The sequence below is a fragment of the Streptomyces sp. NPDC057002 genome (genome assembly GCF_042673825.1).
Taxonomy (GTDB): domain Bacteria; phylum Actinomycetota; class Actinomycetes; order Streptomycetales; family Streptomycetaceae; genus Streptomyces.
This window is the reverse complement of sequence record NZ_JBHURZ010000004.1, coordinates 699,639-717,867: the sequence shown is the minus strand read 5'-3', so window position 1 is coordinate 717,867 and position 18,229 is coordinate 699,639. Positions and strand designations below refer to the sequence as shown.

General features: G+C 65.9%; 17 protein-coding genes and 1 riboswitch. Of the genes, 8 read left to right on the top strand and 9 right to left on the bottom strand.

Annotated elements, in window-relative coordinates:
• Positions 1-93: 93 nt before the first annotated feature.
• Positions 94-873 (top strand): GntR family transcriptional regulator, encoded by a 780-nt coding sequence (locus tag ACFT32_RS23275; RefSeq protein WP_382492308.1) that lies wholly within the window; start codon positions 94-96, stop codon positions 871-873.
• 410 nt (positions 874-1,283) lie between these two features.
• Here ACFT32_RS23275 and ACFT32_RS23270 read toward each other — a convergent pair whose 3' ends face one another.
• Both ACFT32_RS23270 and ACFT32_RS23265 read right to left on the bottom strand, forming a co-directional pair.
• Positions 1,284-1,580 (bottom strand): hypothetical protein, encoded by a 297-nt coding sequence (locus tag ACFT32_RS23270; protein WP_382492305.1) that lies wholly within the window; start codon positions 1,578-1,580, stop codon positions 1,284-1,286.
• 320 nt (positions 1,581-1,900) lie between these two features.
• Positions 1,901-2,458, bottom strand: a complete 558-nt coding sequence (locus ACFT32_RS23265; RefSeq protein ID WP_382492302.1) for an ATP-binding protein — start codon at positions 2,456-2,458, stop codon at positions 1,901-1,903.
• 209 nt (positions 2,459-2,667) lie between these two features.
• On the opposite strand from ACFT32_RS23265, the gene ACFT32_RS23260 reads away from it, so the two are divergent.
• Entirely contained in the window at positions 2,668-4,041 is a 1,374-nt protein-coding gene (locus ACFT32_RS23260) for a sporulation protein (RefSeq protein ID WP_382492299.1), read from the top strand.
• A 3-nt stretch (positions 4,042-4,044) separates the two neighbouring features.
• On the opposite strand, the gene ACFT32_RS23255 is transcribed toward ACFT32_RS23260, so the two are convergent.
• The 3 genes from ACFT32_RS23255 to thiC all read right to left on the bottom strand — a co-directional run bounded on the left by ACFT32_RS23255 (position 4,045) and on the right by thiC (position 10,064).
• Positions 4,045-4,959, bottom strand: a complete 915-nt coding sequence (locus ACFT32_RS23255; protein ID WP_382492296.1) for a phosphotransferase enzyme family protein — start codon at positions 4,957-4,959, stop codon at positions 4,045-4,047.
• Between the two features lie 120 nt (positions 4,960-5,079).
• Positions 5,080-7,557 (bottom strand): ATP-binding protein, encoded by a 2,478-nt coding sequence (locus ACFT32_RS23250; protein ID WP_382492755.1) that lies wholly within the window; start codon positions 7,555-7,557, stop codon positions 5,080-5,082.
• Between the two features lie 704 nt (positions 7,558-8,261).
• Positions 8,262-10,064 carry a phosphomethylpyrimidine synthase ThiC gene (gene thiC, locus ACFT32_RS23245; protein ID WP_382492294.1) on the bottom strand — a complete coding sequence of 601 codons (1,803 nt, stop codon included), beginning with the start codon at positions 10,062-10,064 and terminating at the stop codon, positions 8,262-8,264.
• Positions 10,057-10,246, bottom strand: a riboswitch (TPP riboswitch). Its footprint overlaps the gene before it by 8 nt.
• A gap of 72 nt (positions 10,247-10,318) precedes the next feature.
• On the opposite strand from thiC, the gene ACFT32_RS23240 reads away from it, so the two are divergent.
• Positions 10,319-12,010 carry a YibE/F family protein gene (locus ACFT32_RS23240; RefSeq protein WP_382492291.1) on the top strand — a complete coding sequence of 564 codons (1,692 nt, stop codon included), beginning with the start codon at positions 10,319-10,321 and terminating at the stop codon, positions 12,008-12,010.
• 102 nt (positions 12,011-12,112) lie between these two features.
• Here ACFT32_RS23240 and ACFT32_RS23235 read toward each other — a convergent pair whose 3' ends face one another.
• The 4 genes from ACFT32_RS23235 to ACFT32_RS23220 all read right to left on the bottom strand — a co-directional run bounded on the left by ACFT32_RS23235 (position 12,113) and on the right by ACFT32_RS23220 (position 14,403).
• Positions 12,113-12,547, bottom strand: coding sequence for an SsgA family sporulation/cell division regulator (locus tag ACFT32_RS23235; RefSeq protein ID WP_382492289.1), 435 nt, complete (start codon positions 12,545-12,547; stop codon positions 12,113-12,115).
• 98 nt (positions 12,548-12,645) lie between these two features.
• Positions 12,646-13,371, bottom strand: a complete 726-nt coding sequence (locus tag ACFT32_RS23230) for an IclR family transcriptional regulator (protein WP_382492286.1) — start codon at positions 13,369-13,371, stop codon at positions 12,646-12,648.
• Between the two features lie 345 nt (positions 13,372-13,716).
• Positions 13,717-13,929, bottom strand: coding sequence for a DUF5326 family protein (locus tag ACFT32_RS23225; protein WP_020271174.1), 213 nt, complete (start codon positions 13,927-13,929; stop codon positions 13,717-13,719).
• 156 nt (positions 13,930-14,085) lie between these two features.
• The gene (locus ACFT32_RS23220; protein WP_184593813.1) at positions 14,086-14,403 is read right to left on the bottom strand and encodes a cupin domain-containing protein; all 318 of its coding nucleotides are present in this window, start codon (positions 14,401-14,403) and stop codon (positions 14,086-14,088) included.
• 60 nt (positions 14,404-14,463) lie between these two features.
• Here ACFT32_RS23220 and ACFT32_RS23215 point away from each other — a divergent pair, with 60 nt between their 5' ends.
• The 5 genes from ACFT32_RS23215 to ACFT32_RS23195 all read left to right on the top strand — a co-directional run bounded on the left by ACFT32_RS23215 (position 14,464) and on the right by ACFT32_RS23195 (position 18,216).
• A complete protein-coding gene (locus ACFT32_RS23215; protein ID WP_382492283.1) occupies positions 14,464-14,841 on the top strand; it encodes a phage holin family protein in 378 nt (125 codons plus the stop codon).
• Positions 14,842-14,847: 6 nt separating this feature from the next.
• Positions 14,848-15,339 (top strand): low molecular weight protein-tyrosine-phosphatase, encoded by a 492-nt coding sequence (locus tag ACFT32_RS23210; RefSeq protein WP_382492280.1) that lies wholly within the window; start codon positions 14,848-14,850, stop codon positions 15,337-15,339.
• The gene (locus ACFT32_RS23205) at positions 15,336-16,541 is read left to right on the top strand and encodes a cystathionine gamma-lyase (RefSeq protein WP_382492278.1); all 1,206 of its coding nucleotides are present in this window, start codon (positions 15,336-15,338) and stop codon (positions 16,539-16,541) included. The genes ACFT32_RS23210 and ACFT32_RS23205 overlap by 4 nt, the downstream gene beginning before the upstream one ends.
• Positions 16,542-16,739: 198 nt before the next feature.
• Entirely contained in the window at positions 16,740-17,645 is a 906-nt protein-coding gene (locus ACFT32_RS23200) for a LysR family transcriptional regulator (protein WP_382492275.1), read from the top strand.
• A gap of 88 nt (positions 17,646-17,733) precedes the next feature.
• Complete coding sequence (locus tag ACFT32_RS23195) at positions 17,734-18,216, top strand: NUDIX domain-containing protein (protein WP_382492272.1); 483 nt, start codon at positions 17,734-17,736, stop codon at positions 18,214-18,216.
• Positions 18,217-18,229 lie beyond the last annotated feature (13 nt).

Sequence of the window (18,229 nt, the reverse complement as noted above, 5' to 3'; positions counted from 1 at the left end):
ATGGAGTGCTGTACGGCGAGGGTGCAACTACTTATGCTGACGAGTGATGTCGCGCGTGCGACGTACCTACGACCTCACCCGGAGATTGCCGAGATGACGGAGATCCAGCGCCCCGGAGCCCTCTACCAGCAAGTCGCCGCCGCCATCCGCGCAGCGATCCTGTCGGGTGAGTTCGCCCCCGACTCCCTGCTTCCGTCGGAAGCCCAGCTCATGGCCCGCTACAGCGTCTCCCGCCCTACGGTTCGCAACGCCATCGCCGCACTGCGGGCGGAAGGTTTGATCGACGTGCGCCACGGCAAGGGAAGCTTCGTGCGCTCCAGCGGTCAGCCCACGCTCACCCTCGAACGCCGCATCAACCGCACCACCGACAGCAAGTTCGTCATGCCCAACGGCGACGCCTGGCAGGAGGCCGAGGAGCCGAGCACCTACCGCACCCGGACCACGAAGGCCACAGGCCGGCTGCTCGGACTCGCTGAGGAGGAAGCCGTGTTCGGCTGCGACCGGCTCTTGATCGACACGGCCACGGGTGCCCGCGCCATGCACCGCACGCTGATTCCGTTCGAAGTGGCCGAGGCGGTTCCTGTGCTCGCTGAGGAGCCGTGCCAGCCCCCGGCAGCGATCTACCGAGTGCTCACCCAGGACGGACACAAGCTGTGGTGGTCGGAGACGGTCCGCGCCCGAATGCCGCTGCCCGACGAGCGGACCACGCTCCAGCTCCCCGACGCGACCCCGATCCTGCACGTTGCCCGCGTCGCGCACGGCGCCGACGATCGCCCGCTGGCCCTCGAAGAGCTCCGCATCGGCGCGGACCGTGCCGAACTCGCCTACCGGATCACCGCGGACAAGCAGTCCGCGCGACGCGCCCGCGCCTGAGCGGCAAACGGCATCGGTCGAAACAGCCTTTACTTCCTCAAGGGCGCGCCTGCGGCGCGCCGGGCCGCCCGGCCGCCCCGGCCGGGCGTGCGGCGTGGACGCCGGTCCCGGCCGGTCGCCGGGCGCCCCCGCCCGCAGTACGCCCAAGGAGCCATGGCGTCGACCCACTGTCGCGGGCAGGGGCGTGGTGGGCTGGGGGTCGACGGCCTCCGAGACTTTAGGCAGCCACCATGGGGCGAGCCTCGAAGAACAGGGGGCCAGTCGGGCACTACAACGGGCAGGGCAACTGCCTGCCCGATTCGCCGGGCCAGCGTAAGGCCCCCTGTTCACTCGCCCCATGGCAGCTCCAGCCCAAAGTCTCTCCGGCCGGCGACTTGCCCACGCGCCCCACTCACCAGCGAAAAGGCGCCTCATGCTGCACCGCCGTCGTCATCCGAGCGCGCCTCCAGGAGCTGAGCGAGGCGATCCACGGTGTCCGGCCAGCCCGCCAGCCGCACCACACCGCGTCCGTCCTCGCTCGTCGAGGCGACGGCCCGTACGGCGGACAGCTCGAAACCCACGCTCAGGAGCGCCCGGTTCAGGCGATCGGCTGCCACTCGTGCCTCACGCCATCCCGCGATGTAGTCGACGCCGGACACCCAGAGACCGGAGTCCGCGCCCGTCACGTTCAGACCGTCGCTCAGCCAGTCCTCACCTGAGCCAGTCACGTTGCCACCTCTGCCCTGATCTAGTAACGGATCGTCAACTTCCTTGGGCCGGGGCGCAAAAGCAGCACGACGGCCCCGGTACCATCAGGCACCGGGAACCGCCGCGTTCCCAGCCGGGCCACCCTTCGCTTTCCAGGGCTGATGGGGTGGCCCGGTCTCGGTTTGTGGTTGTCAGGCGCGGCCCTCCGGTATGGAGGGGAGCTCCCAGAAGCCCGGAGGAGCCGCGCCCTGGCCGAAGGGGTCAGACTTCGGCCGGTTACCGGGCCGCCGCTCGCTCCTGATCGCGAAGGAGCGACACGAGGACGGCAGCCCGGAGATCATCAGTGCGGTACCGGCTCCACCTCGTCGTTCAGATCGAAGCGACACCAGACCGTCTTTCCGCCGCGCTCTTCCGGCGTCCACCAGACCGCCGCCGTCAGACGCTGAAGGATGAGAAGTCCCCGACCGGTGTCGGGCAGCACCGCCTCAGACAGGTCTCCGAGCAGCCCCGGAGAGAACACCTCCCCCGTTGGAAGCAGCGGAGGGGTCGAGTCCTCATCAGCGACACCGATGAAGAGCCACTTCGGGAACATCTTGAAGATCACGTCGATGCGTCGGCAGGCACCGGGGGAGGACAGGTGCCGGTCCGGCACGGCATGGTTCACCACGTTCCCGACCAGTTCGGAGACCACCAACTGGGCGTCGCCCACGGTGGCATCGGCACCAGCGCCCCGGAGGAACACAGCCGTCATGTCGCGAGCGACGCGCGCTGTGTCACCGAACTCGGCGAAGAGCGTCAACGTCAGGAAGTGCCCGTCGAAGGACGGCTCCGGTCGCACGAACCAGTGCGCGTACGCGTCAAGCTCACCCGCCAACCGTTCAGTCTTCCCCGCATCCATCGCTTCCCCTTCCGAGGCCCCGCGGCTCTCACGGCACCGCTTGCTTCACACAAGCCAGTACACGGCGAGAAGGGCGTGACCGGGAGCGTTCACCAGGGGGTTCACGTGAACACCGGCAAAGGCAAAGGGGGTTCATCAATGAACCCCCAAGGCTGATACTGCTGTGACACGATGAACACTCGCCGTCATTCTCGGGTTGGCAGGGGAGCATGAGCCGAGAGCCGAACGCGCAGTTAGTCGCCGTCATGGACGAGGCGAAGGTCTCGAACAAGGGCCTGGCGAAGCGCATGAAGGACGCCGCCGCTCAGCGCGGCATCAGTCTTGGAACAACGCACGTATCAGTACAGCGATGGCGGGACGGCGCGGGCATCCAGCCTCAGACAGCGGCACTTATGGCCGACGTGCTGAGCACCAAACTCGGCCGCCGCATCGCTCCCGGTGATCTTGGCTTCTTCGATCACACACGGCCGGCCACGCCAGAACCGCTCGGTTATCCCAGTACGGTCCCCGACGTGCTGTCGATGCTGGATGGACTCGCCCAGGAACGGGCCGACACCGTCACATCCGAGCAACTGATCGTCTCGGACTCAGATCTCAGCTCCGCAGTCCTGTCCTGGATGATCGCGCGCCCGGACGGCATCCAGACCGACAAGCCCGCTCAGCAGCGAGTCGGCATGCGCGACGTCCGGGCGATCAGGGACGCCGCCGCCACCTTCATGCAACTCGACTTCAAGTACGGCGGAGGCCACGGCCACAAGGCACTGCGTCACTACTTCCGCCATGAGGTCTTGCCTCTGCTCAGCGCCAGTTACAGCGAGAAGGTAGGCACGGCCTTGTTCGGCGCCGCCGCCGAGGTCTCCCAGTTGCTCGCGTGGACCGCATACGACTCCGGAAACCACCCACTCGCCCACCGCTATCTCACGTCGACACTGCGACTGTCCCAGGTCATCGACGACCGCATGTTCGGCGCCCGCATCCTCGGCAACCTCAGCCACCAGGCGAACTATCTCGGCAACCACACCCAGGCCATCCAGCTAGCCCGCGCCGCAGTCGAGGGCGCCAAGGGCCGAGCAACCCCGCGTGCCATGGCGAATTACTGGGCCATGGAAGCCCGAGCGCTCTCCAACGCGGGTGATCGCACCGGGGCGTCACTCGCCATGAACCAATCTGAGCGCCACTTCGAGCGCGCTGGCAGTGGCGATGATCCGCCATGGTTGAGCTACTTCGACGACGCGGAACTCTTGGGCGAGTTCTGCCACTGCTTCCGCGATCTGAGGATGCGCCGCGAGGCGGTCGAGCACGCACAGCGCGCTGTGGACAGCACCGATCCGCAGTACGCCCGCACCCTCGGTTTCTGTCGCATGGTGCTCGCACAGAGCCAGCTCCTGAACGGAGAGCTGGAAGCCGCCGTCACCACAGCCAGCCTTGCCGTGGACGGCGGTGACTCCCTCCAGTCCTCCCGTTTCCAGCGGTACGTGTCCGACTTTCAGGCGGAGGTCAGTGCGTACACGGCCAACCCCGCCGTCGTGGCCTTCAATGAGCAGGTGAACGAAGCACTCGCCCGTCTGGACGAGGACGAGTAACAGCTAACAGGGACGCCAGTCGCGCGGCGCATCATCGTTCCGCAAGGCTGCGATGCGCCGGCGGTACTCGGCCGCCGTTCCCTCGTCCTCCTGCACGTTCTGCATCAGCCACGTGGTCATGCCGAATTCTTGGAGCCGCCGGAGCGTCTCGTAGCCCTGCCAGTCGTGCAGGTCCCGCCCGTACGCCCTCACGAAGTCGGCGTACTGCTCGTCGGTCTGCCACCGCAGGCTGTGGTGCTCCGTGGCCGTAACCATTAGATCCCACTCAGGGTGATCGAAGCAGAAAGCCTCGAAGTCGATCAGGATGACTTCTCCCCGATCGTTCACCATGAGGTTCTGGACGTGAGCGTCACCGTGGACCGGCCCCTTGGGCGTCTCGAACCGCAAGCCCTCGAACTGGTCGCGCAGCTCACTCCACCGCTTACGAAGGAAGACCCTGTCATCTTCCGGGATCGCTGCCTGGCTGATCCGCAGTTCCTGCTTGTCGAAGGGGTTGAACGAGGGCAGCTCCAAGCCCACGGGCAACGTCATGGAGTGCAGGTCCCCCAGGATGCCGCCAAGTTCCCCATACGTGGCTTTACGGCTGCCCTCGACGATGAGCCGCCAGAAGGTCACCGGGTGGCCATCGATCAGAAACGGCTGCTCCAGCCCGTCGACCAGGCGCGCGGCAGGAAACCCTTCCTCGGCCAACCACTGTGACACCGCAACCTCAACGCGTGCCTTAGGCAGCCACGGTTCTCCCCGCGCCACTCGCACGATCACTGGCTCTGCGTCCAGGCGGAAGAGCGCGTTCTCTCCCAGCCGGATCAGCTCTGCCCCTCTGTCGTCCAACCCGGCCGCCTGGCATGCCGCACTCATCACCTGCGCGGCCCTCGTGGATGTGAACCCCTCTTGCGATCGAGCAGCGTCAAGCGCCATGCCCGTACCAGCTCCCCTAGTCGCGCGCGATCAACTGGCGCACGCCTTTGGGTGACCAACCCACGTACGCCAGACACACGTTGACCGTACCCAAGGACACGGCTTCAGCACGAGAAGCGCCTACACGGGGCCCTCCTTCAGCTCTCGGTGCAGCTCTTCAAGCAATTCACCCACCGCGCTGCCACTAGCCAAATTGACCGAGCGCAGCTCAGTGAAGAATTTCTCGGCTTCACTGCTATTCCCCATAGCTAGATTAGCCCTTACCGCGCTCGCATAGCTAATCGCCCTAAAATGAGGGGCACTGAATGACTCGCCGATCCGAATAGCTTCCGTTGCATGAAAGAGTGCCCTATCGTTCATATCTACTTTCAGATATTGCTCCGCAATCATCTGATGTGCAGCAGCGGCATCACGCACTTCACCGTGATCCAGAAGGTACCGAATAGCCGCCTCGGAATAATTGGCAGCCTCCTCCACCTTGCCGACCGAAAAGAGCAATGGGACCTGCGACATCGTTGTTCGCGCAAGCCGCTCAGAATCCCCTAGATGCGTAAATACAGAGACAGCTTCTAGATATAACCTCTCTGCGTCCTCTGGCCGCCCAAGAGCATGAAGAACCTCTGCCGCATTAGACTGAGCCAGAGCCGCCCCTGAGATGTCTCCGAGGCTTCTTGATAGCGCGATATCCCGCAAGTGCAACTCAAGCGCTTCATCATCCCGACCTTGCCACCTTAGCGCAATACCCAGGTCATTCAGAACCATACTTACCTTGTCGAGATTACCTATCCTTTCGAATTTATCAAGAGATCTCCTGTGAAACTGCTCCGCCTCTTCAAACTCTCCAAACTCCACGAGTACCAAGGCTATTGTGTTCAGTGTCTCTGCCGTGCCCAGCTCATCTCCAAGCTCTATGCACACTTGCAGATCCTGTTTGAAGCAGTTAATCGCCTCACGGGAGTTACCCAGAGATCTATGCACCGTGCCGAGGTTGTACAGGCCTTGACCCAGTTGATTCTTCACCCCCAGCCGTCTCGAAATTTCGATACCCTTTTCAATTAGAGGTTTCGCCCCCTCAAGGTCACCACACTCCATCTTGAGGCATCCCAGCAGATTGGAGGCTATAGATATCGAGAAGTCATTTCCTGATTTGACTGCACGCGCGTAAGCCATCTCTGCAACCTCAAGACCGTAGAAAAATTCACGTCGATGGCGCGCCAAATTTACTCTGGCGTTCAGCAGGGAAAGTTCTACGTCATACGACTCAGTCACATCTGTCGCCTTGAGCCCGAGGCTAACGACCTCCTCTACTACCTGCCATTCGCCGAGATATTCACAGATGGCACAGAGAGGCATTGCCAGGATTTCTGCCTTGATTGGCCCCTCATGCTCCAGGGATAGACTGATTGCCGCAGTAGCGTTTAGGAGTTCAGCGCGAGCCCAAGTGATAGCAGAACCAACGGTTTCAATATTCGCGTAGTACTTCGTTGGCGCCTCCAGTTCGCCGAATTTACCAATGAAAGCAAAGTTGACCCTCAAGGAAGAGTTACGAAACCACTCCAGCATTCGATGGAGTGAAGCCGCCCTCTTCGCTTCAGAGTCCTTGAGGTTCTTCTCACGCGAATAAACCTTGAGCAGGTCATGGAACCTGAATCTGCCATAAGTGGAGGAAGATTCAATTAGGTTCACCTCGCTCAATTTCTCTAGCGTCCTCCGGGCTTCTGGCTCGCTGCAATCAATGAGTGCTGAGCAAACCCCCGGCCCGAAGTCCTCTCCAGGCGCTAGCGATAGTCGCTTGAACGCGTTCTTGGTTCTCTTCCCGAGTCTGCGATAAGAGAGATTGAACGCTGCGCGTACGGCTAGGTCTCCTGCTTCAAGACTTCCCAAAATGTTTCGTTGATCGCTCAGCTCGGCGGCGAGGTCCAACACTTTCATGCCGGGCGTGGACGTTAGCCTATTTGCCGCGATTCTTAGCGCCAGAGGCAGACTCCCACAAGCATCAACGACGGCACGTATAGCCTCGGGATTAGAATCTTTTGCACCCTGCCCAATTATCCGCTGGAGAAAGTGCTGCGCAGTCTCTGAGGGGAAAGTTTCCAAGTCGATACGTGTGGCTCCTTCAAGGCCACGCAGTCGACTTCGACTAGTTACCAGAACATGGGCGGATCCGCCGGGAGGGCAGAGAGGGCGTACTTGAGATTCATCTGCTGCATTATCGAGAACAACAATAAGGCATCGATTTGCCGTTACGCTTCGATACTTATCTAAACGGGCATGCGGATCTGTGGGAATCTCATCCTCTGGGATTCCAAGTGCGTGGATGAATCTTGCCATGACTTCTTCAGGTGCTGCTGGTTTTTCGTCAGCACCCCGCAGATCTGCGTAGAGATTTCCATCCGCGTACGTCCCAGTTGTCTTATATGCAACATGGACCGCCAGGCTAGTTTTTCCAACGCCAGGCTTTCCGGTGATCAGGGTCACTGTTCCAGGAGCCTGGTTTTCGATGCAATGAATCTCCTCCTCACGCCCAGTAAAGTCTGGCACTTCTGGCGGGAGAAGATGCGATTGGGTGGTGGCCGTTCCCCGCCCCCCGCCTCCCATTGACAAGTTTATGAACGTCGGGTTAGTTAGGACCGGACCGCTGTTATCGCCGCCAATAGCGACTGAAGCATCACCACTAGAATCGACACTGCGTCGCATCAAGATGCCCCACTCGACTCACCGCTGTAATCGGTCTCAATGGAGCCTTCCGCGTCCCCGCTGATAGCCACTGAGCCAGCCCCTGCCGCTGTGACGCCGTGAGACTGCGGATGGCTGGCAGACGTTGCCGCCACATCGCTTACCCTCGTCCTGATCGTCGCGCGGGACGAGCCAGCCACAACAACTGAGCCGGCACCTGTCGCTGCCACGGAAGGCTGCCCGGAGCCGGGAGTACGACTGAGGTAGTACTGCAGTGCTGAGCCGAGTAGTACGAGGACGATGAGTGTGACCCACCAACCCCACGCTGCCTGGTCCGTGATCACGTTGGTGACCAACCCTGTTGCAGAAGCCGCCACAACCGTAAGTGCAGCAGCAACCCCGCGCTTGGCAATCTCCGACACATGACCCCCATTGGTGAGGTGCGATCAGATGCCTAGCGTTACACAGTGCACCTTTCCTGGGTGCTCGGACGCTGACAAACTTCTGTGACCTGGCGCAGGGGGTAGTGCACGAGAGCCGCGGAGCGGGGTGTAGAGCACTAGTACTCGGATGCTCCTGGTGGGCGGCAGAGATCACTATCTCCACCGCCCAACGCCATGGGCTGATCAGTCAACGACCGGCAGATATACCCGGTTGCCGCTAGCCGCGAACTCCTTCGACTTCTGGAGCATTCCCTCAGCGATCTCCTCAGACGAGGCTCCCTCAGCCGCCGCACCACCGAACCGCTCTGTGATGCTTTGGCTAATCTTCATGCTGCAGAACTTGGGACCGCACATCGAGCAGAAGTGAGCCGTCTTGGCGGGCTCCGCCGGCAGGGTCTCGTCGTGGAACTCCCGTGCCGTGTCCGGGTCGAGGGCCAGGTTGAACTGGTCCTCCCACCGGAACTCGAAGCGGGCGTCGGACAGCGCGTCGTCCCAATCCTGGGCACCCGGGTGTCCCTTGGCGACGTCGGCCGCGTGGGCGGCGATCTTGTAGGTGATGACGCCGGTCTTGACGTCGTCACGGTTCGGCAGGCCCAAGTGCTCCTTGGGTGTGACGTAGCACAGCATGGCCGTGCCCCACCAGGCGATCATCGCGGCACCGATGCCGGAGGTGATGTGGTCGTACGCCGGCGCGACATCCGTGGTCAGCGGGCCGAGCGTATAGAACGGAGCTTCATCGCAGATCTCCTGCTGAAGGTCGATGTTCTCCTTGATCTTGTGCATCGGGACATGGCCCGGGCCTTCGATCATGGTCTGTACGTTGAAACGCTTGGCGATCCGGTTGAGTTCCCCGAGCGTTCGCAGTTCAGCGAACTGTGCCTCGTCGTTGGCGTCCGCGATGGAGCCGGGCCGCAGTCCGTCGCCGAGCGAGTACGTGACGTCGTACGCGGCGAGGATCTCGCAGAGTTCCTCGAAGTGCTCGTACAGGAACGACTCCCGGTGGTGCGCGAGGCACCAGGCGGCCATGATCGAGCCGCCGCGGGAGACGATGCCCGTCTTGCGGTTGGCCGTCAGCGGCACATAGGCCAGGCGCACGCCCGCGTGGACCGTCATGTAGTCCACGCCCTGCTCGGCCTGTTCGATGACCGTGTCCTTGTAGACCTCCCAGGTCAGATCCTCGGCCCGGCCGTCGACCTTCTCCAGGGCCTGGTAGAGCGGCACGGTGCCGATGGGGACGGGGGAGTTGCGCAGTACCCACTCACGCGTGGTGTGGATGTTGCGGCCGGTGGAGAGGTCCATGACCGTGTCGGCGCCCCAGCGGGTCGCCCAGGTCATCTTCTCGACCTCCTCCTCGATGGAGGACGTCACCGCCGAGTTGCCGATGTTGGCGTTGACCTTCACCAGGAACCTCTTGCCGATGATCATCGGCTCGATCTCCGGGTGGTTGACGTTGGCCGGCAACACGGCCCGGCCCGCGGCGATCTCGTCGCGGACCACCTCGGGCGAGACGTTCTCCCGGATGGCCACGTACTCCATCTCGGGCGTGATCTCGCCGCGACGGGCGTACGCGAGCTGCGTGACCGCCTCGCCGTCCCGGCTGCGACGCGGCTGACGCGGGCGGCCGGGGAAGACGGCGTCGAGGTTGCGGAGGCCGCCGCGGGGCGAGGTGTGCTTGATGCCGTCGTCCTCGGGACGGACGGGGCGGCCCGCGTACTCCTCGGTGTCGCCGCGGGAGATGATCCAGTTCTCCCGCAGCGGCGGCAGGCCCCTGCGGACGTCGGTGTCGACGTGTGGATCGGTGTACGGGCCCGAGGTGTCGTACAGCGTGACAGCCTGCCCGTTGGTGAGATGCACCTGCCGAACCGGCACGCGCAGGTCGGGGCGGGTGCCCTCGACGTACGCCTTGTGCCAGCCGATGGACTTCCCGGCCTCCTCGGACTGTGCGTCCTGAACGGAGGCAGGCGTGCGTGCGTCCTTGTCGGTCATGAGACCTACTCCCTACGCCGGCATTACCCGGTAACAGGTTCGGCGGTCGACGCAGCGGTTTCCGTCTGCCGACGTTCCGTGTGAAACATCACTCGACTTCGGTGATGTTTCATGTGAAACATCGCTGGGACGGAGGTCAGCGCCCTCTCAGCCCGGTGCTCCGAGCTCCCGCGTGTACAAAAGGTGCCCCCACGCTAGCGGCAATTCTGGCGCGGTGAACAGAGGGCCCCCCTCGTTCTTGCGATGATCGGTCGGTGACCACGACGCAGCGTCCCCCTTACCCACCGCCCGAGCCGCCTCGCGGATCCGGCGCCGGAAACGGCAACGGCCGGGGAGACGGCCACGATTTCGTCCCCGGGTCCGGGTATGGGCCCGGGACGGGTTTCGGTCCTGGGGCCGGAGCTGGTGCTGAGCGTGGTTCCGGCTATGCCGGGGGATACGGGCCGGGCAACGGCCAGGGCGGCGGCTCAGACGGTGGGCATGGAGTCGGCCCCGGCGACGGGCAGGGTCCGGGTTCCGGAGACGGACACGGACACGGAGAGGGTTCCGGGACCGGAGGAGGCGACGGCCACGGACACGGACAGGGTTCCGGGACCGGAGGAGGCGACGGCCACGGACACGGACCCGGACCCGATTCCGCTCCAGGTGGCGGACACGGGCACTCGCACAGCCACGGTCCGGCCACACCCGTCTCCATGCATCTGCGCAAGATCATCGCGGCGATCCTGATCCCGTTCGGCGCGGCCGTGCTGGTCGGTCTCGTTGTGCTGTGGCCGGGCGGCGCCCCGTCGCACGAGCGCACCGGTGTCGGGTTCGACCGGCAGACCGAACAGGCCTCGGTCACCAAGGTCGTGGAGATCAGCTGCAAGGAGGCCGGCGCCTCCGGGGTCCCGCCGACCGGCGACACCTCCACCGCCGAGGGCTCCTCCGCGGTGCAGCAGGAGAAGGGCACCTGCAAGCGCGCGACGATCCGGGTCGACAGCGGCAAGGACAAGGGCCGCACCTTCACCGAGATCATCCAGCCGGACCAGTCCCGCCAGCTGCACGAGGGCCAGAAGGTCGTGGTCGCCTACGAGCCCTCCGCGCCGAAGGACCTGCAGTACTCGGTCACCGACATCAACCGCCGTCTGCCCATGGGCCTGCTGGCCGGCATCTTCGCGCTCGCCGTCGTGGTCGTCGGGCGGCTGCGGGGGGTCATGGCCCTCATCGCACTGGCCATCAGCTTCATGGTGCTGAACTTCTTCATCCTGCCCGCGATCCTGCAGGGCTCGAACCCGCTGGTCGTGGCGGTGGTGGGCTCGAGCGCCATCATGCTCATCGCCCTGTACATGTGTCACGGACTGTCCGCACGGACCTCCGTGGCGGTGCTCGGCACCCTCATCTCCCTGCTGCTGATCGGCGTCCTCGGCTCGGTGTTCATCGACTGGGCCGCGCTCACCGGCAACACCGACGACAACACCGGTCTGATCCACGGCCTCTATCCGACGATCGACATGAGCGGTCTGCTGCTCGCCGGCGTCATCATCGGTTCGCTCGGTGTGCTCGACGACGTGACGGTCACACAGACCTCGGCGGTCTGGGAGCTGCACGAGGCCAATCCGTCGATGGGCTGGCGCGGGCTGTACCGCGCGGGCATCCGGATCGGCCGTGACCACATCGCCTCGGTCGTCAACACGCTCGTCCTCGCCTACGCGGGTGCCGCCCTGCCGCTGCTGCTGCTGTTCTCCATCGCGCAGAGCGGAGTGGGGACGGTCGCCAACAGCGAGCTGGTCGCGGAGGAGATCGTGCGCACGCTGGTCGGTTCGATCGGCCTTGTCGCCTCGGTGCCGGTCACCACCGTTCTGGCCGCGCTCGTGGTCTCGGCCGACCGCCCCAAGGAGGAGCGCGCCGTGGAGGCCTCTGCGGCTCCGGCACGCGGGGGGAGGGGCCGGCGGCGCAAGCGCTGACGTCTCTGAGCCAGACGTCCCAGCGCCACACCGCCGAAGCGTTCCCGCAGGGTCGGCGGCATCCGGTGAAGCGTTACTCCACCGTGCCGCCCGACGGGTGTCTCACCCGGCGCCCTGTTCCGCCAGGATGCGGTCCAGCGCCTCGTCGAGGTGGGCGTCGAAGTCGGCGAGCGAGCCTTCCTGGCCCAGCGGCACCAGCTTGTCGGTGCGGTCGAGGAAGGCGACGAGCGGTGCCGTGGAGGACCGGAACAACGCCTGGTCGCTGCCGACCTGAAGCCGGATCAGCACCTCGCCCAGCGTGTCCGGTTCGACGGGAGTGACCCGCACATCGCCCTCGCCGCACGGCTGGCCGACGCCGTCGATCAGCAGCTCCCGGCCGAAAGCCCACGTCACCGGTGCGTCACCGGGCAGGTGGAACGTCAGCCGGACGGCATAGGGATCACTGGTCTCATAGCGCAGCTCCACCGGAATGCGGAAGGAGAGCTCCTCGGACACGAGAAAGCTCATCATGACCTCTGCTTGTACGGACTCGCGCATCGCTAACCCCGTCATTCGCCGTGACTGGCCGGGAACGAACCTCTGACACTTGATGGAATCTTGCTGAACGTACACAGCAGATCACAAGGAGTGAGTTTTCACATACTGATAGAGAGCGCCAGCGACCCGAGTCGCCGCCCGATCTCGCTCTGCAACTGCCGGGCCGCGGGCAGCAGCCGGTCCTCCTGGTGGGCGGGCAGCGAGATGGCCATCGTCGCGGCCGTGGTGCCGAGGGTGAGCGGAATCGCCGCGCAGACCGCGCCCAGGGCGTACTCCTGACGCTCGGTCACCGGTTCCATCCGCCGCATCCGCTCCAGGCGCCGGAGCAGGCTGTGGTTGTCCCGCACCGTGTAGGGCGTGAGGGGCTGCACCGGATAGCGGTCGAGGTGGTCGCGGCGGGCCTCCCCGTCCAGCTGGGACAGCAGGCACTGCCCGATCGCGTGCGCGTGCCCGGTCTCCCGGAAGTCGGCCCACTCCTCGACCGCCGGGATGCCCGGGGTCTCGGAAACGCACATGACTTCGATCTCGCCCTCTCGGTACGCCGCGTAGTAGACGGGGACGCCGAGCAGGTCTCGCCACTGCGCGAGCGTGTCGACCACCGTGCTGCGACGTTTCTGCCGCGCCCCGCTGCTGCTCAGCCGCTCGGCGGCCTCACCGAGGAAGAACAGGCCCTTGTCCCGGCGCAGATAGCCCTCGTGCACGAGAGTGCGCAGCAGGTGGTACGTCGTGGGCAGCGCGAGCCCCGTCTCGCGGGCCAGTTGCTTGGCGGGAGCGCCGTAGTCATGTCCGGCGACGGTTTCCAGCAGGCGCATGGCGCGCTGCACGGATCCGATGAGGGTCGCCGGAGGCGGGGGTTCGGCGGGTGGCGGTGATGTGGTGGGAGGCGGTGGTGCGGAGGGTGCCGCCGAGCGCGGTTGCGCGGGGACGCTGCGCAGGTGGGCCGGTGCGGTGTCAGCCGGGGCCAAGGGTCACTCCCGAAGCGCGAGGGGCCGACCCGTGCGGAGGGACACGGGCGGGGGTGTGTGCCGCTCGCGGGGATGTCCCCGCGTCGAGCCGGACTCTATTCGTCTGCCACCGCACGCAGACGGCCCGGCCGGGAAACTTCCCCCGCCCGAGGGAACGGGTGATTCCAAGCGTTCCCCGCTACCCCCACCGGTTTCCCACCGGTCTCACCAGTCGCTGCGCGACGAGGAGCTCGACGTGAACTTCCGTACGACGTAGATCAGTCCGCCGACCAGCGCCACGAAGACCAGCACCTTGAAGAGCAGTCCGATGACGAAGCCGACCACGCTGGCGATCAGCCCCCCGAACACGACCAGGGCGATGACCGGCACCGCGATCCACTTCACCCACCACGGCAGTCCCGTGAAGATCTCTCGCATCGCCCTCGTCCTTACCTCTCCACCCGTTCGAGTGCCGGGTCCTGTCGGTCTTCTGACGTTCTGCACTCGATGCTAGGTCCGGAAGGGGGTCGGGCGGGGGCATCGCACCCCTTGTCCTCCCCTGACCGAACCCCTAGGGAACCCCGAGGCGGTCCGTCAGCTCTCGGGCGGAGAGAACACCACCAGCACCCTGAGGTCCTCGGTGATGTGGTGGAACTTGTGGGCGACGCCCGCCGGCACATAGACCACGCTGCCGCGCGCCACCTGGGTCGTCTCCAGGCCGACGGTGATCGCGGCACGGCCGCTCACAACGAAGTAGACCTCGTCCTGATTGTGCGGCTTCTGTGGATCCTGCTCGCCCGCGTCGAGGGCGTACAGACCGACCGACATGTTCTGCGCCCGCAGAAACTGCAGGTAGGCGCCCTCGTTGGCGGCGCGCTCCGCCTCCAGTTCGTCCAGCCGGAATGCCTTCATCGCCTAGTCCGCCCCTGCCTCTAGTGCCCGTGCCCGATCAGGTCTGCCACGATCAGACACATGAAGAATTTCGTAGTCAAGACGATCGCCAACGCCGGTGCCCTGGCGGTCGCCGTATGGCTGCTCGACAAGATCACCCTGACCGGTGACAACACGGGCATGAAGATCGGCACCCTGATCATCGTCGCGCTGATCTTCGGCCTGGTGAACTTCCTGGTCAAGCCGCTCGTCAAGCTGCTCAGCCTCCCGCTGCTGATATTGACGCTCGGCCTGTTCACCCTGATCGTCAACGCGCTGATGCTGCTGCTCACCTCGTGGCTGGCCGACCAGTTCGACCTGAGCTTCCAGGTGGACGGCTTCTGGACGGCCGTCCTGGGCGGCCTGATCATCTCTGTCGTCTCCTGGGCGCTGAACGTCGTCCTGCCCGACGGGGACTGAACGCCTATGACGTATCGAGTCTGCTTCGTCTGCACGGGCAACATCTGCCGTTCCCCGATGGCCGAGGTCGTCTTCCGGACCCGCGTGGCGGAGGCCGGACTCGACGGCCTGGTCGAGGTCGACAGCGCCGGCACGGGCGGCTGGCACGAGGGCGACGGCGCCGACCCGCGCACGGCGGCCGTCCTGGCCGAGAACGGCTACGCCACCGGCCACACGGCCCGGCAGTTCCAGCCGTCGTGGTTCTCCCGCCTCGACCTGGTCGTCGCCCTCGACTCCGGCCACCTCGGCGCCCTGCGCCGCCTCGCGCCCACGGAGGAGGACGCGCGGAAGGTGCGGCTGCTCCGTTCCTACGACCCCGCCGCCGGCGACGACCTCGACGTACCGGACCCCTACTACGGGGGCACGGACGGTTTCGAGGAGTGCCTTGAGATGGTGGAGGCGGCGAGCACCGGTCTGCTGGCCGCAGTGCGTGAGGACGTGGAGGGACGAGTGGCATGAGTGAGTCCGCGACGGGTGACCAGGGCGGATCGACGGGCGAGGGGGCCCGGTCGTCGAGCCATGCGGCCCCGACCGCCGCTGATGCCGGCGACGGCACGCGGGCGGTGCGGGCCGGGCTCCCCGAGCCGGTCAAGTACGAGCCCACGCTGCCCGGGCCGGTGTTCGCCGCCCACTTCCATCTGCCGGGCGACCCGACCGGCCCGTACACCTACGGCCGTGACGAGAACCCGACCTGGACCCTGCTGGAGCACGCCGTCGGCGAGCTGGAGGCGCCCGGCCGGGACGATGCCGAGACGCTCGTCTTCGCCTCGGGCATGGCCGCGACGTCGGCGGTGCTCTTCTCCCAGCTGCGCACCGGCGATGTGTGCGTCCTGCCCGACGACGGCTACCAGGCACTGCCTCTGGTCCGCGCCCAGCTGGAGACCTACGGCATCGAGGTGCGCACCGCGCCGACCCGCGGCGACGCCCAGCTCGATGTCCTGGACGGCGCGAAGCTGCTGTGGATCGAGACGCCGTCGAACCCCGGGCTGGACGTCTGCGACATCAGGCGGCTCGCCGACGCGGCACACGCGCGCGGTGCCCTGGTGGCCGTCGACAACACCCTCGCGACACCGCTCGGCCAGCGCCCCCTGGAACTCGGCGCCGACTTCGCGGTGGCCAGCGGCACCAAGCAGCTCACGGGGCACGGCGACATCCTCCTGGGCTACGTCGTCGGCCGTGACGCCGAGGCCATGGCCGCCGTACGCCTCTGGCGCAAGGTCGTCGGAGCGATTCCCGGGCCCATGGAAGCCTGGCTCGCGCACCGTTCGATCGCGACGCTGCAGCTGCGGGTCGACCGGCAGAGCACGACCGCCCTGGCGGTCGCCGAAGCGCTGCGCGAGCGTCCCGAGGTGACCGGACTGCGCTATCCCGGACTCCCCGACGACCCCGCGCACAAGATCGCCGCTCAGCAGATGCGGCGCTATGGGTGCGTGGTGTCGTTCACCCTGCCCACGCGTACGCAGGCCGACCGATTCCTCGACGCGCTGCGGCTCGTGGACGACGCGACGAGCTTCGGCGGAGTACGGTCCACGGCCGAACGCCGCGGTCGCTGGGGCGGCGACGCGGTCCCCGAGGGCTTCATCCGCCTGTCGGTCGGCGCCGAGGACGCGGAGGACCTGGTGGCGGACGTACTGCGGGCACTGGACACGTCGGCGGCCTGAACATCCCCCACGGACGGTCCGAGCCTCCCCCCTCGTGGCTCGGACCGTCCTCCGGTTCCGCGCGCAAGAACCGCGCGACCAAGGCTAGTTGACTCTCTGTCAGTGTCCAATCACAGTAGCGACAGAGACCTATCGACTTATTTATAGTTGAGCGCGGCCGCAGGGCCGGGAGCGGGGCCGAAGAGGGGAGAGCGTGCGGTGGATCTGGCCTTGCTGCGGACCTTCGTGACCGTGCACCGGGCCGGCTCCTTCACCCGCGCCGCCGCCCTGCTCGGCCTCTCCCAGCCCGCCGTCACCTCGCAGATACGGACGCTGGAGCGGCAGCTGGGCCGCCCCCTGTTCCTGCGGCAGGCCCGTGGTGTGACCCCGACGAGCATCGGCGACGAACTCGCCCACAAGGCCGCGCCGCATCTCGACGCCCTCGTGGAGATAACGGAGACCGGCCTCGACGACGACTCCTCCTTACGGACGCTGCATCTCGCCGGACCTCCGGAGTTCACCGCCGAACGAGCCCTGCCCGCGCTCACGGAGCTGATCGGCGAGGACGGTCAGGGCTTCGCCCTGCGCGCCTCCTTCGGGAACGCCGAGGAAACGCTGGAAGGACTGTCCGCCGGGCATCACGATCTGGCCATCAGTACGGCCCAGCCACGGGGCGCCCTGCTCACGGCGACTGCGCTCTGCGACGAAGAGCACGTCCTGGTCGCCGCCCCGCGCTGGGCCGAACAGATCGGCGCCGGGGAGCCGGACCGTAAGCCGGAACCGTCCCTGGAGCAGGTGCCCGTCGTGGAGGTGCACGAGTCCCTGCCCTTCGTCTCCCGCTACTGGGCCTCCGTCTTCGACTCGCGCCCCGCCGCCCCGGGCACGGTCATCGTTCCCGACCTGCGCGCGGTCCTGGCCTGTGCGGTCGCTGGGGCGGGCCTGGCGGTGCTCCCGCGCTATCTGTGTGCGGCCGCGCTTGAGCGGGGTGACGTCGTCGCCCTGCACGAGCCGGCGGTGCCGCCGCTGCGGACCTACTTCCTGGTGGTCCGCACCGGGACGCTCGCGATGCCCCATATAGCGCGTGCCCATGAGTGGTTGCAGCGCGCCTCGACGGACTGGTGCTGAGGCCCCCGGGACAGTGCCTCACTCTGAGGGCTCGGCCGGTGACGTTTCGCGATGTTTCACGTGGAACCAGCCGGGCCACATTTCACTCATGACCGTCCGACCTGTGGTCAAGCGCACCGCCCGTGCCGTTCTGCTGGACGGTGACGACCTGATCCTGATCAAGCGCACCAAGCCGGGCGTGGATCCCTACTGGCTCACTCCCGGCGGTGGGGTCGAGCCCGACGACTCGACCGTCGTCGACGCCTTGCACCGAGAGGTGTACGAGGAGCTCGGCGCCAAGATCACCGATGTGGTGCCCTGCTTCGTGGACACCATGGAGCACATCGGGGAGGACGGCGGCGCGACCGGTGTGAAGGTGCAGCACTTCTTCGTCTGCCACCTGGAGTCCATGGACCCCTCTCTCCGGCACGGCCCCGAGGTGGACGAGCCCGTCGGCGAGTACGAGATCGTGCGCGTGCCCTTCACCCGTGTCGGGATCGCCTCCGTCCACCTGGTGCCGCTGTCGCTGCGGCACTACCTGGACGGCAACATCGAGGGCGTACGTGCCATGCACGCCCCCGACCTGGGCTGACACCGGCAGCGGT

What these genes read in the sequence shown, in the direction of transcription:
- ACFT32_RS23195 (WP_382492272.1), top strand. Translation starts at nt 17,734, where the DNA reads ATGACCGTCCGACCTGTGGTCAAGCGCACCGCCCGTGCCGTTCTGCTG.
- ACFT32_RS23220 (WP_184593813.1), bottom strand. Translation starts at nt 14,403, where the DNA reads ATGAAGGCATTCCGGCTGGACGAACTGGAGGCGGAGCGCGCCGCCAAC.
- ACFT32_RS23215 (WP_382492283.1), top strand. Translation starts at nt 14,464, where the DNA reads ATGAAGAATTTCGTAGTCAAGACGATCGCCAACGCCGGTGCCCTGGCG.
- ACFT32_RS23275 (WP_382492308.1), top strand. Translation starts at nt 94, where the DNA reads ATGACGGAGATCCAGCGCCCCGGAGCCCTCTACCAGCAAGTCGCCGCC.
- ACFT32_RS23235 (WP_382492289.1), bottom strand. Translation starts at nt 12,547, where the DNA reads ATGCGCGAGTCCGTACAAGCAGAGGTCATGATGAGCTTTCTCGTGTCC.
- thiC (WP_382492294.1), bottom strand. Translation starts at nt 10,064, where the DNA reads ATGACCGACAAGGACGCACGCACGCCTGCCTCCGTTCAGGACGCACAG.
- ACFT32_RS23255 (WP_382492296.1), bottom strand. Translation starts at nt 4,959, where the DNA reads ATGGCGCTTGACGCTGCTCGATCGCAAGAGGGGTTCACATCCACGAGG.
- ACFT32_RS23225 (WP_020271174.1), bottom strand. Translation starts at nt 13,929, where the DNA reads ATGCGAGAGATCTTCACGGGACTGCCGTGGTGGGTGAAGTGGATCGCG.
- ACFT32_RS23250 (WP_382492755.1), bottom strand. Translation starts at nt 7,557, where the DNA reads ATGGGAGGCGGGGGGCGGGGAACGGCCACCACCCAATCGCATCTTCTC.
- ACFT32_RS23210 (WP_382492280.1), top strand. Translation starts at nt 14,848, where the DNA reads ATGACGTATCGAGTCTGCTTCGTCTGCACGGGCAACATCTGCCGTTCC.
- ACFT32_RS23260 (WP_382492299.1), top strand. Translation starts at nt 2,668, where the DNA reads ATGAGCCGAGAGCCGAACGCGCAGTTAGTCGCCGTCATGGACGAGGCG.
- ACFT32_RS23265 (WP_382492302.1), bottom strand. Translation starts at nt 2,458, where the DNA reads ATGGATGCGGGGAAGACTGAACGGTTGGCGGGTGAGCTTGACGCGTAC.
- ACFT32_RS23205 (WP_382492278.1), top strand. Translation starts at nt 15,336, where the DNA reads ATGAGTGAGTCCGCGACGGGTGACCAGGGCGGATCGACGGGCGAGGGG.